Origin of the sequence: Mucilaginibacter sp. SG564 (assembly GCF_013149275.1) — a bacterium.
In the GTDB taxonomy this organism is placed as follows: domain Bacteria; phylum Bacteroidota; class Bacteroidia; order Sphingobacteriales; family Sphingobacteriaceae; genus Mucilaginibacter.
In genome coordinates this window covers 1-14,410 of record NZ_JABGNA010000027.1, presented here as the reverse complement: position 1 = coordinate 14,410, position 14,410 = coordinate 1, and the positions used below count along the sequence as shown (strand labels likewise).

Sequence of the window (14,410 nt, the reverse complement as noted above, 5' to 3'; positions counted from 1 at the left end):
AATGTCAGGTCATTATTTATGTTGCGCATAACGTTTTAGCTTTATTCTTTAAAGCTAATTCTGTTACCGAATTAGTTGACCTTTACAATTGCGAGGTACGAAGCAATCCCCAATTGGCAGAGTCACTCCGCGCCGTTGTTGGTGTTGTCACCAACAACTTATTATGGTCGACCAAGCAGTAGAATGTTGGTGACAACACCAACATTGGCGAGGCAAAGTGCACAAATAGATCCTTCGTTCCTCAGGATGACAAATGGTAAAAGCATTATAAAAAAAACGCCATCCGATTTCGGATGGCGCTTTTTTATGTTGTCCCACACCTTTCAGTGGGCCGGTCGTCTATCAAACTTTGATCTCAACTTCAACACCGCTTGGCAATTCAAGCTTCATCAGGGCATCTACAGTTTTTGAGTTAGAGCTGTAAATATCTAATAAGCGCTTGTATGAGCATAATTGAAATTGCTCACGTGCTTTTTTGTTTACGTGTGGTGAACGTAATACGGTGAAAATTTTCTTTTCGGTTGGTAAAGGAAGTGGTCCGCTAACTACAGCGCCAGTTGGCTTTACTGTTTTTACGATCTTCTCGGCAGATTTGTCTACCAGGTTGTAATCGTAAGATTTTAATTTGATCCTGATTCTTTGGCTCATTTTGTTTTTTGTTTTTAGCTACCCTAAGAGCTATTTATTAGAGTAACTGTGATTTATTGTAAGATTACACTGATCATCTGTGAAATCACAAAAAGATCGGTGTAATCAAAGATTTAATTACGCGTTTTGAGCAGCTTTTTTGCCTTTTGCTTTGGCTACTACTTCATCCTGTACGTTACGTGGCGCTTCAGCATAGTGATCAAACTCCATGGTTGAAGTAGCACGGCCTGAAGTAATGGTACGTAACTGGGTTACATAACCAAACATTTCAGAAAGTGGCACAGTAGCTTTAATAACCTGTGCACCTGCACGTGAATCCATACCTAACAGTTGGCCACGACGACGGTTCATGTCACCGATAACATCACCCATGTTTTCTTCAGGGGTTAAGATCTCGATTTTCATGATCGGCTCAAGCAATACTGGTTTACATTTTGGCAATGCCTCACGGTAAGCCATTTTAGCAGCTAACTCAAATGATAAAGCATCCGAATCGACAGCGTGGAACGAACCATCAATTAAACGAACTTTTAAGCTGGTTAATGGATAGCCGGCTAATACACCGTTTACCATGGAAGCCTCAAAGCCTTTTTGAACAGATGGGATAAACTCACGAGGGATTGAACCACCGCTAATTTCGTTCACAAACTGTAAACCTTCTTTACCTTCGTCATTTGGAGAAAGGATAACCTGTATATCTGCAAATTTACCACGACCACCGGTTTGTTTCTTGTATGTTTCGCGGTGTTGGATAGTACCTGTGATAGATTCTTTGTAAGCTACTTGCGGAGCACCCTGGTTAACCTCTACTTTAAACTCACGTTTTAAACGGTCCATGATGATATCCAAGTGAAGCTCGCCCATACCTGAAATTACAGTTTGGCCGGTTTCTTCGTCAGAGTTTACACGGAAGGTTGGATCCTCTTCGGCTAATTTACCAAGAGCCATACCTAATTTATCTACGTCGGCCTGAGTTTTAGGCTCAATAGCTAAACCGATAACCGGCTCTGGGAAGTTCATTGACTCCAGAATGATCGGGTGTTTCTCGTCGCAAAGAGTATCGCCAGTTTTGATATCCTTAAAGCCTACTACCGCAGCAATATCACCTGCACCTACGTTAGGGATAGGGTTTTGCTTGTTAGCGTGCATTTGGAATATACGGCTGATACGCTCTTTGTTGTCAGAACGCATGTTATGTACGTATGAACCAGCTTCCAGGTTACCAGAGTAAACACGGATAAAGCACAAACGGCCTACGAATGGGTCAGTCGCGATTTTAAATGCTAAAGCTGCAAATGGCTCTTTAACATCTGGTTTACGTAATATCTCTTCGCCAGTATCAGGGTTAGTACCGATGATACCTTCTACGTCCATTGGTGAAGGCAATAATTCCATCACATAGTCAAGCATGGTTTGTACACCTTTGTTTTTGAAAGATGAACCGCAAACCATAGGAACAATCTTAGCATCTAAAACCGCTTTACGTAAAGCGTCAAGCACTTCGCGTTCAGTGATGGTTTCAGGAGCGTCAAAGAATTTTTCCATCAGGCTTTCGTCATACTCAGCTACTGATTCCAGTAATTTCTCTCTCCACTCGGTTGCTTCTTCGATCATATCCTCAGGGATAGGCACTTCGGTAAAGGTCATACCCTTATCATGCTCATTCCAAACGATACCTCTCCAGTTAATTAAGTCAACCACACCTTTAAAGTTCTCTTCGGCACCAATAGGTAATTGAAGCGGAACGGCGTTGCTGCCTAACATGCTTTTAACTTGTTTAACAACGTTTAAGAAGTCGGCACCAGAACGGTCCATCTTATTAACGAAACCGATACGGGCAACGTTATAGTTGTTAGCAAGCCTCCAGTTAGTTTCAGATTGTGGCTCAACACCATCAACCGCGCTAAAAAGGAAAACCAAACCATCTAATACACGCAGGGAGCGGTTTACCTCTACGGTAAAATCCACGTGTCCCGGAGTATCAATGATGTTCATGTGATAGTTATGGCCTCTGTATTTCCAATTTACGGTTGTAGCAGCAGAAGTGATAGTGATACCACGTTCCTGCTCCTGTGCCATCCAGTCCATGGTAGCAGCACCTTCGTGCACTTCACCAATTTTGTGGCTAACACCAGCGTAATAAAGGATACGTTCGGTTGTGGTGGTTTTACCGGCATCAATGTGGGCGGCAATACCTATGTTTCTTGTATATCTTAGATCTCTTGACATGTTAATTATTGAGTTATTGAATTAGTGAATTAGTGAGTGAAAAATTACTTTTTAAAATTTCAAATCACTGATTCTGTTATTCAGTAAATTTTGTTTAAGGAATTGCGAATTTGTGAATTACCGATTAGCATAATGTTACGTAATCAATAATTCACTAATTCACTAATTCAATAATTAAAACCTAAAGTGTGAGAACGCTTTGTTGGCCTCGGCCATTTTATGCGTATCTTCTTTTTTCTTCACTGCTGCACCTTCACCTTTAGCTGCTGAGATGATCTCACCGGCTAATTTCTCCATCATGGTTTTTTCACCACGACGACGGGCATAGCTGATCAACCATTTCATACCCAAAGCAATTTTACGCTCCGGACGAACTTCGGTTGGTACCTGGAAGTTAGCACCACCTACACGGCGGCTTTTTACTTCAACAGCAGGCATTACATTGTTTAAAGCCTTTTTCCAGGTCTCTAAACCGTTTTCGCTTGTTTTTTTCTCAACGATGTCAACTGCGTTGTAGAATATTGAGTACGCGGTAGATTTTTTACCATCATACATCATGTTATTTACAAACCTTGTTACCAGGGTATCATTGAACCTTGGATCAGGAAGGATAATTCTCTTTTTTGGTTTTGACTTTCTCATTGCTATCTATCCTCCTTAATTATTTCTTTTTACCTTTTGCAGGGGCTGCAGCAGCTTGACCTGGTTTAGGGCGTTTAGTACCATATTTAGAACGACGTTGGTTACGACCGGCTACACCTGATGTATCTAACGCACCACGGATGATGTGGTAACGTACACCTGGTAAATCCTTAACACGACCACCGCGGATCAACACGATTGAGTGCTCTTGCAAGTTGTGACCTTCACCAGGGATGTAAGCATTTACTTCTTTACCGTTGGTTAAGCGCACACGGGCAACTTTACGCATTGCTGAGTTTGGTTTCTTAGGGGTAGTGGTATACACACGGGTGCATACGCCTCTTCGCTGTGGACAGCTGTCCAACGCTGGTGACTTACTCTTGTCAACCAGAGCTACTCTACCTTTTCTAACTAATTGCTGAATAGTAGGCATTTTTCCTTTTTTGTATTTACAGTTTTATCCTTATTTTAAGGACTGCAAAAGTACGGACTTATTTTTTGATTTTCAAGCGGTTGTGTAAAAAAGTTTTTGTAATGGCTTGATTGGGTGCGGGTGCGAGGTGCGAGAGCGGGATTTTTAGGCGGAATTATTTGCTAATTAAGCTATTGGTGGTGGAGGGAGCAACTCAACAGTAATATTACTGGGGCCGCTGCCATAATACATTTCGCCGCGGAAAAATATGACAGGTGCAAAATCAAAATAACCATTGAACAGCGCATTATGTAATTTACATTCATCGGGCCCAAAATATGGTGTATGCAAACCCTTCACATAAAGCAGGCTTGTTCTGATCGGAACAAAACTGTAATCTACAAATTGCGCCTCGATTTCCTTTTGTAAATAATTAAAATCGGTTCCAAATTCCATGTATGGCGATTCTGTGATTACATTAATGGCACGGTAACCGTAAGCTAATTCATCTGCCTTTTCTTTTATAACAGTTTCATCGACGCCGTATATAGTAAAGTAGGGGGCAATTAAGCTAACGGAAAACCGGATCATTTTTATCCTCAGCAATGCATCATCCTGGTAGCGTTCAAGGGTGAGCTCACCGCTAAAAGATACATCATGCACATAGCTACAGTTGTGTATCTTGCTTTTTGATCCGCTTCGCAGTTTTTTTAGAAAATCAGCCCATGGTTTGTTAAATTTTTTATTTTGGGTAGCATTCTCCTCCATAATGGCCATGATTTTTTTCATCCCAGGATGCGCATTATATTCGGGATCATCGGGCGTTACTCCAATAGGATAATACTGCTTGATGGTTTCGCCTATTTCTGCGTATAATTTATTATAGGGATTATCTAAAGGAAAATAGCGGATCATATTAATTTAATTCACAGTTTATAACTAAAACGGAGTATCATTTTCCAAACTTATCATCCAGCACTATCTTACCCTTATTCCCCAGTTTCACATACTTTATCTCGCCCGAGCCTTCAAAGGCGATACAGATACCGGCTATTTGCATAATGGTTTGGGTGATGGGTTTTGTAAATATGAGGTTGTTGTTCAGGTAAACGCTTAATGTCATGTCCTTAACCTCGCATTTGAGTTTTTGGAATTGGCTGAAATCGCAGCCAAAAGCGCTCAGGTCGTTACTTTTGCCAGATACCCAGTCGGATGAGGTGAATATGTTGAGGTCCGAAATACAGCCTTTATCCGCCAGTGGAATAACAATGGCATTTTGTTTGCCTAAAATATATAGGATCATTTTGCGGCAGGATGATTCATCCACGCCCGATGTATTACGCAACGTAGTTTCGAAAGTGAAGTTGCCGCCATCAAGTCCGTCAAATTCACGTACATTATAAAAACTGAGCCATTGGCCATTAAATACCGGCGATGATAATTTTAAGGCCAGGGTTTTACTATCCAGGCCCATGCCGCCGGGTTGGTGGATATCATTATCGGTTAGGTAAACCGGGTTGTTGTTTCGGCGGATAATACCTGTCCACCCGTGCGTTTTAATAAACACCGGATTTTCTTTTTTTATCCGGCCGTTGGCGATCAGCTTTGCCGTGAAATAACCGGGATAGTAATAGATGGAGGTATGCTGCCTGCCGCTTGTAGGGATTCTTTCTGTCCGCGATGGATCCCAGCTTTGCTGCAGGGTTACGCTATCTATATTTAATGCCGACGCGTCATAATCAAACACCACAGAATTGGGCAAACCGTCGGTCACTTTCCGGCTCGAAAATTTAACCGGCCCGTTGAGGTTGGGTTTTACAGCTTTTGGCGGAGTTAAATTGCGGGCGGCCAATATGCCTAATACCACCACAACCAATGCCATGGCCATGGCAGCCATAATGTATCCTTTTTGTTTGATGCCTTTTTGTGGTGATGGAGTAGGGAGACAAGATCTTTTTTCGGCTGCTATATTTTTCTTGTAGCCGCGCCAATCATCGGCCCCGGCGTAGCGTGCCATGGTATTTAAGGTGGCTGTGGTGGGCGAGCTGTTGTATTTAACCCTTCCCCAGATACGCTTGAGGGTGGTGATGCTCAGCAGCGTACCGGTTTTCTGAAATATTAACTCGCCCAGTTTCTCAAAATCATGATCGCTCCAGGACGAGCTTTCGCCCCAATCCAGCGATCGCTCAACTGTTTTGCACCAGGTATGGATATATAGAGCCTCTTCCTGCATGATTTATGACCGTGAACGGGATTGAATGTACTTGAATATGGGTTTACAGTAATACAATTTCACCTTTAGCTAAAATATCCATAAAGATGAAAAATAAACTTAACCAACACAAAATTAAACCATTAATTACAAGTATGCTATGCCTGTTCCTGTTCAGTACCATGGGTATGGCCCAGGTAAAAACCGGCAAGGGAAAAGTGATAGCTATTCCTTTTGAAGCGAGCCGCTGGGACACTTCTAAGCAGCATGCGGAATTTTTGACCTACAAAAATGCAAAAGCCATGAAAATAGTGCGGGGCAAGGGTGCCAGTAACCAGGTGATATTAAAAGATTTTAGCTTTACCAATGGTACGATTGAGTTTGATACGCAACCTATTGATGGCAGTAAGCCGGCATTCATGAGTGTGTACTTCAGGCAGCAAAGCCCCAGCGAAACCGAAATTGTTTATTTACGCACCCAGCCCGATGAAAGTCAGCAGCGTAATACCGCTATACAGTACGCACCCATATTGCATGGTATAAATATGTGGGATTTATATGGCCATTTCCAGGGACCGGCGCCTATTCGTAACGACGACTGGAATCACTTTAAACTGGTGATATCGGGCCTGCAAATGAAGGTGTATCTGAATAACATGGAACGCCCGGTATTACAAATTCCGCGACTGGAAGGGGAGAGCCGCACCGGGACAATTGCCTTTGACGGGCCAGGCTACTTCGCCAATCTTATTGTAAAACCCAATGAAACGGAAGGTCTATCGCCGGAAGAAGGCATGGACCTTACCAATCATGATATCAATTATATCCGCCGATGGGATGTATCCGCCTCGCAGTTCCTGGAAGATGGGCGGGAACTCATGGTTAAAGACCTGCCCACAGATACCTCCAAATGGAAACCCATACAAGCCGAGCGAAGGGGACTGATTAACCTAAGCCGGGTATACGGAGGGATGGAAAACAGGGGCGGCGGTGTTCAGAGTAAAAACCGGTATGTATGGCTTAAAACTAACATCCACTCTACTAAAGATCAAATAGCCAAAATTCAGCTGGGCTTTAGCGATGAGGTGTATGTGTTTATTAACCGGGGTTTACTCTATGTAGATAAGAATGAATTTGGGCGACCCATCATGAAATATCCCGCCGGGCGGTTGGATATTGCCAACTCGTCGTTTGACATTCCGCTCAAAGCCGGCGACAATGAACTGATCATTGGGGTATCCAACTATTTTTATGGCTGGGGCATTGTTGCCCGCATGCAAAACACGGATGATATTACGATTTTGCAGCAATGATCAAAAACAAAAAAAGAGCGGTAACACTCACGCACCGCTCTTTCATCATTTATCAAAACAAACTCAATTAGCACTTTATTAATAACCATGCGTGCTGTCATGGTAATGATCACCGCGGTTATAACCGTTGTCATAACCATAGCCATTGTGGTACCTATCATGATGGTACCTGCGGTTTCCGTATCCTTCACGTACCATGCAACCTGAGGTTACTGATACGATGGCTGTTAACGCTAACATATATGCAAACAATCTCTTTTTCATGGTGATAACTATTAATGTGGCTGTCTAACTAACAGGCATTATACAGGTTTGACTGCGGTAAAATGAAAAGGATTAATACAGGCGTGGAGGAATGGTATTGCGATGACATACCCATCATTATGAACAATTAGCAACAAAAAAAGAGCGGTAACACTCACGCACCGCTCTTTCATCATTTATCAAAACTTAACTCACTTAAACTTTAACCATTAATAACCATGGTAATGGTAACCGTCATGATATCTGTGATGATACCCATATCCCCCTTCACGTACCACGCAACCCGAGGTTACGGATACTATTGCTGTTAATGCTAACATATATGCAAAAAATCTCTTTTTCATGATGATCGTATTTAAAGTTTTGCCCATCTTATTAAAGATGTATAACTATATGACTGGATAAAAATGAAAAGGATTAATTCTTGTATTATTGTGTAATGAGAATCATCTGGTTTCGAAGTTTTTGGTGGGTACTCACATGGGTTGTGATTTTAACTGGCTGTGGCAATTCCGGCAAGTCAAGAGAAGATAAGTTAAAAGATACCATCGAAAAATTAAGAAAGAAGGCCGATTTCAAGCCATTGAATGAGCAGGATGCCTATGCTTTTATCAATAATTATTATCTGCCGCGTCTGGATACTCTGCTCACAAAGCGGAAGATCGCTATACATCCCTTAATAGGAACCAATTTTAAGGAAAGGTTTGAACAGGTAAAGGCTGTTATTGAGGCTGAATTTGTCGGCGATACTATCGGAAAACAATCCCCCGTTGTTCCGGCTCCACCACCTCTTTTAAAAAACGATAGTGCTCATCAATGGGATAGTAAAAGATTAATAAAAACCCAGGTGATTACGGACACCATAAAATTCCATACAATAGATCATATAACCGAATGGCATAAAAAGTTTGGTTATGGTTATATGTGTATTTCTTATCCCCAATATAACGCAAATACCAAGATGCTTGTATTAACAGAATGGTTGGAAAACTTTGAATGGTGCGGGACGGGCCGTGAAAAAAAACTTTTTTATAAAAAAACGCCCTCTGGATGGGAGGCTCAATAATTTCTCTACACCAAGCCCATGCTCTCTCTATATTCCTGCTGAACGATGAGCAGGCAGTTGGCGCACAGGCATCCATCATACATTTCGCTTACGTACTGCACCTCGTTGAGGCTGAGCTGCACGGTACTGCACTGGCACTTGCTGAATGAATTGGCTTTACATTCAAAAGGTGCCTCGCAGCGTTCGCAACGGATGATCTCGTGTTTGGTCATTGTTTTTAAAAGTCCATGGTCCATAGTCGATAGACCATAGATTACTTTATTTAGCAAAAGTAGCTAAAGTTGAAATGATTAATAAAACCCTAATGTCATTAATGAAAAAAGTCCATGAACTATAGCTTTTGCAGCTATGGTCCATGGACTATCGTCTATCGACTAATTAAAACTTATGCAGAGCAGGTTACGCAACCTTCTTCCATTGAGCAGCTTGGGCCTTCTGGTACATTGTCGGCAATTTGCTCAACCACTTCTGGTATTACAGGCTCCATGTTTGAACCGCCCTGATTTTCCACAGTGAATTTAACTGCTTGTGATGCCGCTTGTGTACGCAGGTAATACATACCGGTTTTTAAGCCTTTTTTCCATGCGTAGAAGTGCATTGAAGTCAGTTTCGACGCGTTTGGCGAGTTGATGAACAGGTTTAATGATTGCGACTGGCAAACATAAGCACCCCTATCAGCAGCCATATCAATGATGTTACGCATCTTGATCTCCCAAACGGTTTTGTACAGTTCTTTGATATCGGCAGGTATTTCGGCAATATCCTGGATAGATCCGTTGGCGCTGATGATCTTATCTTTCATGGCCGGGCTCCATAAACCAAGGTTAACCAGATCGCGCAGCAAATATTTGTTTACCACGATGAACTCACCGCTCAGTACACGACGGGTGTAAATGTTGGAGGTATATGGTTCAAAACACTCGTTGTTACCCAATATTTGTGAGGTTGACGCGGTTGGCATTGGCGCAACTAATAAAGAGTTACGTACACCATTTTTCATCACATCTTTACGCAGGGTTTTCCAATCCCAACGGGTGCTGGCAGGTTCTACATTCCACAGATCAAACTGGAATTTACCTTTTGACAACGGTGAACCCTTGAAAGTTTCATACGGACCTTCGGCAATAGCCAGGTCTTTTGAAGCTGTCATGGCAGCGAAGTAAATAGTTTCGAAGATCTCTTTGTTCAACTGTTTGGCTTCGTCGCTTTCAAACGGCATGCGCAGCTGTATAAAAGTATCGGCCAAACCTTGCACACCTAAACCAATAGGGCGGTGACGCAAGTTAGAGTATTCTGCTTCGGCAACAGGGTAGTAATTACCGTCGATGATGCGGTTCAGGTTCAAAGTAGCCTGGTAGGTTACTTCGTACAGTTTTTGGTGATCAAACTCGCCATTGATAATATAGCGTGGCAATGCTAATGAAGCCAGGTTACAAACGGCTATCTCATTGGCATCGGTATACTCCATAATTTCGGTACACAAGTTTGAGCTTTTGATGGTACCTAAATTTTGCTGGTTTGATTTTGCGTTAGCAGCATCTTTATATAACAAGTATGGTGTACCGGTTTCAACCTGGGCATCCAGTACGGCAAACCACAATTCCTGTGCTTTGATCACTTTACGTGCACGACCTTCTTTTTCGTATTGGGTATACAGGGCAACAAACTCATCGCCAAAGCAATCGGCCAGGCCTGGTGCTTCGTGCGGGCAGAATAAGCTCCAGTCCTCATTGGCTTCTACACGCTGCATAAACAGGTCAGATACCCAAAGTGCGTAGAACAAGTCGCGGGCACGCATTTCTTCCTTACCGTGGTTTTTACGTAGGTCAAGGAATTCAAATATATCGGCATGCCATGGCTCTAAATAAATAGCGAACGCGCCTTTACGTTTGCCACCACCCTGATCAACATAACGGGCAGTATCATTAAACACACGCAGCATCGGGATGATACCATTGCTGGTACCATTGGTGCCGCTGATGTACGAACCTGTAGCCCTTACATTGTGGATGCTTAAACCGATACCACCGGCGCTTTGCGAAATTTTGGCGGTTTGTTTTAAAGTATCGTAGATACCGTCAATGCTGTCATCTTTCATAGTTAACAGGAAGCATGACGACATTTGTGGTTTTGGTGTACCTGCATTGAAAAGGGTAGGAGTAGCGTGGGTAAACCAGCGCTCGCTCATTAAATGGTAGGTTTTAATAGCGCTTTCAATATCGGCTTTGTGGATGCCTACCGATACACGCATAAACAGGTGTTGCGGGCGTTCAGCAATTTTACCGTTGATCTTTAACAGGTATGATTTTTCCAGGGTTTTAAAGCCGAAATAATCAAAACCAAAGTCGCGGTCGTAAATGATGGTGCTATCCAGTAACTCGGCGTTGGCTTCAATCACGTCCCATACATCATCAGCAATCAGGGATGCTTCTTTGCCGGTTTTTGGATCGATATATTCATGCAGTAAACGCATGGTTTCAGAGAACGACTTGATGGTGTTTTTATGCAGGTTGGATACCGCTATACGCGAAGCCAGCAAAGCATAATCGGGATGCTTGGTGGTTAACGATGCCGCTGTTTCCGCAGCCAGGTTATCCAGCTCAGATGTGGTAACCCCGTCAAACAAACCTTCAATTACTTTTTTGGCCACATCAATGGGGTCAACCAGATTGAACCCATAGCACAGTTTTTCTATACGTGCTGTGATCTTGTCGAATTTTACCGACTCTTTTCTACCGTCTCTTTTTACTACAAGCATATTAGTGAGTTGTGAATGGTGAGTAGTTAATGTTAATTGTCATTTTGTTAACTGATTTTGATCGAATTAATAAGAGCGCTTAGATATTTAAAACACATAACAAGTATCTCGCCAAGTGTGCCTAAACTTTCAGCTGAACAATATCCCAGATCTGAAGCTACATCAAATGCAGCGTCGACTTCGATAATTGATCCTCTGGATATCTCATAGTATCTTTTTCTTTCAGTATCAGATTTTCTTGAGCTTCCTTCTGCCAGATTTAAGTGGACAGAAAGGGCAGCCCGTTTTATTTGTTGTGTTAAATTAAATTTTTCTTCGTGAGGGAATTGACTTACAGCTATATAACATTCTTTTACAAACTCTCTGGTAATAGCATATGCATCTAGTTTTGTATGCCCTAATTGTAAAAACATGCTTGCGAATATTAATAATTCACCACTGCCAACTCACTACTCACTGCCTAAAAGTCCTCGTCCAACGAAAACGCTTTGCTTTCGGCATTGTTCATGACGCCGCTTTTTTGATAGTCGCCTACGCGTTTTTCGAAAAAGTTGGTTTTGCCTTGCAGCGAGATCATCTCCATAAAGTCGAATGGGTTGGTGGCGTTATAATGTTTTTCGTAACCCAACTCGCCCAACCATCTGTCGGCCACAAACTCAATATACTGGCTCATCATTTTGGCGTTCATACCAATCAGGTTTACCGGCAGGGCATCGGTCACAAATTCTTTTTCTATTTCTACCGCGTCGGTAATGATCTTAGTTACCGCTTCGGCACTTAAGCGGGTTTTCAGCATTTTGTATAACAGGCAGGCAAATTCACAGTGTGAACCTTCATCGCGCGATATCAATTCATTACTGAAAGTTAAGCCCGGCATCAGACCGCGTTTTTTAAGCCAGAATATAGAGCAGAAGCTGCCCGAAAAGAAAATGCCCTCAACAGCGGCAAATGCTACCAGGCGCTCGGCAAAGTTGCCGTTGTTTATCCAGCGCAGGGCCCACTCGGCCTTTTTACCTACACACGGCACGGTATCAATGGCGTGGAAAAGGCGGTCTTTTTCGGCCGGGTCTTTTATATATGTATCAATAAGCAGGGCATAGGTTTCGGAGTGGATGTTCTCCATCATGATCTGGAAACCGTAAAAACAACGGGCTTCGGGCAACTGCACCTCGCTCATAAAGTTTACGGCCAGGTTTTCGTTCACGATACCATCGCTCGCAGCGAAGAACGCCAGGATGTGTGAGATGAAATGTTTCTCGCCCTCATTCAGGTTTTCCCAATGTTTCATATCGTCCGAAAGGTCGATCTCCTCGGCCGTCCAAAAGCTGGCTTCGGCTTTCTTGTACATTTCCCAAATGGCAGGATATTTAATCGGCAGAATTACAAACCTGTCCTTGTTTTCTTTGAGTAATATTTCATCTTCCTGTTTCATATGATACCTATTTTATTGTTCCTTTTTATTACTTCAAGCAATCAGACACGAAACCCACCCCAATTTTTCAATCAGGTAATTTGGTTGTTTGCGTTTGGTCTGACCAATCACAGGTTTTATTATGTAACTTACTGACAGCTAAGTTCTTGTATTTTGGATGGGGAATACATCCGGCTGTCTTTTGAATACTTTTTGCGAACCTTGTTCAACAAAGTTAAGGTATGATATCTTAAGATTTTAGTGTTAGTTTTTAACAAAGGGGCGAGTTATTAACACTTTGTACCCCTGGGTGAACAAAATGGAAAATTAATGAACTTGATTCCAGTCGGTTAAAAATTGTGGTCAAAATTTGTCGTCCAAAAATTTGCAGAAAACGATAATTTAACATTAAGAATTAGTTGACTTAACACCGACAATTATTGCCAATTACATAATACCCTTGCTAAGCCTTAATTCCAATTTCGAAATTTGTTTGAAAACCCGGTCCTGATACCCCAATGTTGAAAAAAATATCCCGGCAAAACCAGTCGTTCGCCGGGATATCTCTCCAGTTTTTTTAATTATTTTTTTATATCATCGGCCAATACAAATTTCATCGATACCGAATTAACACAATGACGCACATTTTTAGGTGTGAGGTATTCCCCCTCAAACACATGACCCAAATGGGCACTGCAATTGGCACATACAATTTCTACCCTGCGACCATCGGCATCAGGTACCCTTTTAACAGCTCCGGGTATCTCATCGTCAAAACTTGGCCAGCCGCAGTGCGACTCAAATTTTGATTCGGAGGTATACAACGGTGTGTCGCAGCGTTTGCAAACATACAGGCCCTGGGCCTTATTGTCCAGCAAAGCACCGGTAAATGGTCTTTCGGTTCCTTTATGCAATATCACCCATTCTTCTTCGGGTGTTAACTGATTATACATCATTAATTATTGATTTAGTGAATTACTGAATTCGTGATTTCTCATCCCTTTTTCTTTACTTGAAGATACGAAATTTTGTTGGTATAGATTGCCTTGGGAGGCCTTGTTTACACTGGTTTGACATGGGCCTGGGGTATTTACAGAGAATGTAAAAGTTGTCATCCTGAGCGTAGCGAAGGATCTGTTATTGACCATGCAAATAGCAAAATAGATGCTTCACTTCGTTCAGCATGACAAAAAATTTGAGGGAGAGAGAGAAAACAAAAATGTCATCTCGAACGAGGTACGAGGAGAGATCTTTTACGCCGGGACTTATCCTGTGTAAAAGATTTCTCTCTTCGTTCGAAATGACAGACGGAGTAAAGATATTTTCCCTACCCTCTTTCTGCCGTAGGCGAAGAGAGGGTGGTCCAGCGAAGCGTAGACCGGGTATTCTAGGTTTCTTATATTTCCAAATTTATTTTGCAAAAGCATTTTCTAAGCCGCTCTTGTATAGTTTTCA

Annotated in this window: 15 protein-coding genes; 3 read left to right on the top strand and 12 right to left on the bottom strand. The window is 42.3% G+C overall.

All coding sequences use genetic code 11. From position 1 onward, the window contains the following. Positions 1-182, top strand: a 182-nt coding sequence (locus FHW89_RS28745) for a hypothetical protein (protein ID WP_216650714.1), incomplete at its 5' end; no start/stop codon positions are given. A gap of 160 nt (positions 183-342) precedes the next feature. Here FHW89_RS28745 and rpsJ read toward each other — a convergent pair. The 6 genes from rpsJ to FHW89_RS28430 all read right to left on the bottom strand — a co-directional run bounded on the left by rpsJ (position 343) and on the right by FHW89_RS28430 (position 6,164). Continuing rightward, positions 343-648, bottom strand: a complete 306-nt coding sequence (gene rpsJ / locus FHW89_RS28455; protein WP_022830652.1) for a 30S ribosomal protein S10 — start codon at positions 646-648, stop codon at positions 343-345. 117 nt (positions 649-765) lie between these two features. Then, entirely contained in the window at positions 766-2,877 is a 2,112-nt protein-coding gene (fusA, locus tag FHW89_RS28450) for an elongation factor G (protein ID WP_172338438.1), read from the bottom strand. A gap of 174 nt (positions 2,878-3,051) precedes the next feature. Further along, positions 3,052-3,519 carry a 30S ribosomal protein S7 gene (gene rpsG, locus FHW89_RS28445; protein WP_090462876.1) on the bottom strand — a complete coding sequence of 156 codons (468 nt, stop codon included), beginning with the start codon at positions 3,517-3,519 and terminating at the stop codon, positions 3,052-3,054. 19 nt (positions 3,520-3,538) lie between these two features. Continuing rightward, positions 3,539-3,952: a 30S ribosomal protein S12 gene (gene rpsL / locus FHW89_RS28440; RefSeq protein WP_002993550.1), complete on the bottom strand. Its 414-nt coding sequence runs from the start codon at positions 3,950-3,952 to the stop codon at positions 3,539-3,541. Positions 3,953-4,117: 165 nt separating this feature from the next. Then, positions 4,118-4,846 carry a hypothetical protein gene (locus FHW89_RS28435; RefSeq protein WP_172338437.1) on the bottom strand — a complete coding sequence of 243 codons (729 nt, stop codon included), beginning with the start codon at positions 4,844-4,846 and terminating at the stop codon, positions 4,118-4,120. 37 nt (positions 4,847-4,883) lie between these two features. Further along, positions 4,884-6,164: a hypothetical protein gene (locus tag FHW89_RS28430; RefSeq protein ID WP_172338436.1), complete on the bottom strand. Its 1,281-nt coding sequence runs from the start codon at positions 6,162-6,164 to the stop codon at positions 4,884-4,886. A gap of 86 nt (positions 6,165-6,250) precedes the next feature. On the opposite strand from FHW89_RS28430, the gene FHW89_RS28425 reads away from it, so the two are divergent. Next, positions 6,251-7,456 (top strand): hypothetical protein, encoded by a 1,206-nt coding sequence (locus FHW89_RS28425; protein ID WP_172338435.1) that lies wholly within the window; start codon positions 6,251-6,253, stop codon positions 7,454-7,456. A gap of 78 nt (positions 7,457-7,534) precedes the next feature. On the opposite strand, the gene FHW89_RS28420 is transcribed toward FHW89_RS28425, so the two are convergent. Beyond that, positions 7,535-7,720 (bottom strand): hypothetical protein, encoded by a 186-nt coding sequence (locus FHW89_RS28420; RefSeq protein WP_172338434.1) that lies wholly within the window; start codon positions 7,718-7,720, stop codon positions 7,535-7,537. A gap of 439 nt (positions 7,721-8,159) precedes the next feature. Between FHW89_RS28420 and FHW89_RS28415 the strand changes: the two genes are divergently transcribed. Beyond that, entirely contained in the window at positions 8,160-8,786 is a 627-nt protein-coding gene (locus tag FHW89_RS28415; RefSeq protein WP_172338433.1) for a hypothetical protein, read from the top strand. Positions 8,787-8,791: 5 nt separating this feature from the next. Here the strand turns inward: FHW89_RS28415 and FHW89_RS28410 are convergent, their stop codons facing one another. The 5 genes from FHW89_RS28410 to FHW89_RS28390 all read right to left on the bottom strand — a co-directional run bounded on the left by FHW89_RS28410 (position 8,792) and on the right by FHW89_RS28390 (position 13,911). Beyond that, entirely contained in the window at positions 8,792-8,998 is a 207-nt protein-coding gene (locus FHW89_RS28410; RefSeq protein ID WP_172338432.1) for a cysteine-rich CWC family protein, read from the bottom strand. Positions 8,999-9,171: 173 nt separating this feature from the next. Next, positions 9,172-11,544, bottom strand: coding sequence for a ribonucleoside-diphosphate reductase subunit alpha (locus tag FHW89_RS28405; protein ID WP_172338431.1), 2,373 nt, complete (start codon positions 11,542-11,544; stop codon positions 9,172-9,174). A 47-nt stretch (positions 11,545-11,591) separates the two neighbouring features. Then, complete coding sequence (locus FHW89_RS28400) at positions 11,592-11,957, bottom strand: four helix bundle protein (protein WP_172338430.1); 366 nt, start codon at positions 11,955-11,957, stop codon at positions 11,592-11,594. A 47-nt stretch (positions 11,958-12,004) separates the two neighbouring features. Further along, on the bottom strand, positions 12,005-12,976 hold the full coding sequence (locus FHW89_RS28395; RefSeq protein WP_172338429.1) for a ribonucleoside-diphosphate reductase small subunit: 972 nt from the start codon (positions 12,974-12,976) through the stop codon (positions 12,005-12,007). A 560-nt stretch (positions 12,977-13,536) separates the two neighbouring features. Beyond that, positions 13,537-13,911, bottom strand: coding sequence for a methionine-R-sulfoxide reductase (locus FHW89_RS28390; protein WP_172338428.1), 375 nt, complete (start codon positions 13,909-13,911; stop codon positions 13,537-13,539). Positions 13,912-14,410 lie beyond the last annotated feature (499 nt).

What these genes read in the sequence shown, in the direction of transcription:
- rpsJ (WP_022830652.1), bottom strand. Translation starts at nt 648, where the DNA reads ATGAGCCAAAGAATCAGGATCAAATTAAAATCTTACGATTACAACCTG.
- fusA (WP_172338438.1), bottom strand. Translation starts at nt 2,877, where the DNA reads ATGTCAAGAGATCTAAGATATACAAGAAACATAGGTATTGCCGCCCAC.
- rpsG (WP_090462876.1), bottom strand. Translation starts at nt 3,519, where the DNA reads ATGAGAAAGTCAAAACCAAAAAAGAGAATTATCCTTCCTGATCCAAGG.
- rpsL (WP_002993550.1), bottom strand. Translation starts at nt 3,952, where the DNA reads ATGCCTACTATTCAGCAATTAGTTAGAAAAGGTAGAGTAGCTCTGGTT.
- FHW89_RS28435 (WP_172338437.1), bottom strand. Translation starts at nt 4,846, where the DNA reads ATGATCCGCTATTTTCCTTTAGATAATCCCTATAATAAATTATACGCA.
- FHW89_RS28430 (WP_172338436.1), bottom strand. Translation starts at nt 6,164, where the DNA reads ATGCAGGAAGAGGCTCTATATATCCATACCTGGTGCAAAACAGTTGAG.
- FHW89_RS28425 (WP_172338435.1), top strand. Translation starts at nt 6,251, where the DNA reads ATGAAAAATAAACTTAACCAACACAAAATTAAACCATTAATTACAAGT.
- FHW89_RS28420 (WP_172338434.1), bottom strand. Translation starts at nt 7,720, where the DNA reads ATGAAAAAGAGATTGTTTGCATATATGTTAGCGTTAACAGCCATCGTA.
- FHW89_RS28415 (WP_172338433.1), top strand. Translation starts at nt 8,160, where the DNA reads ATGAGAATCATCTGGTTTCGAAGTTTTTGGTGGGTACTCACATGGGTT.
- FHW89_RS28410 (WP_172338432.1), bottom strand. Translation starts at nt 8,998, where the DNA reads ATGACCAAACACGAGATCATCCGTTGCGAACGCTGCGAGGCACCTTTT.
- FHW89_RS28405 (WP_172338431.1), bottom strand. Translation starts at nt 11,544, where the DNA reads ATGCTTGTAGTAAAAAGAGACGGTAGAAAAGAGTCGGTAAAATTCGAC.
- FHW89_RS28400 (WP_172338430.1), bottom strand. Translation starts at nt 11,957, where the DNA reads ATGTTTTTACAATTAGGGCATACAAAACTAGATGCATATGCTATTACC.
- FHW89_RS28395 (WP_172338429.1), bottom strand. Translation starts at nt 12,976, where the DNA reads ATGAAACAGGAAGATGAAATATTACTCAAAGAAAACAAGGACAGGTTT.
- FHW89_RS28390 (WP_172338428.1), bottom strand. Translation starts at nt 13,911, where the DNA reads ATGATGTATAATCAGTTAACACCCGAAGAAGAATGGGTGATATTGCAT.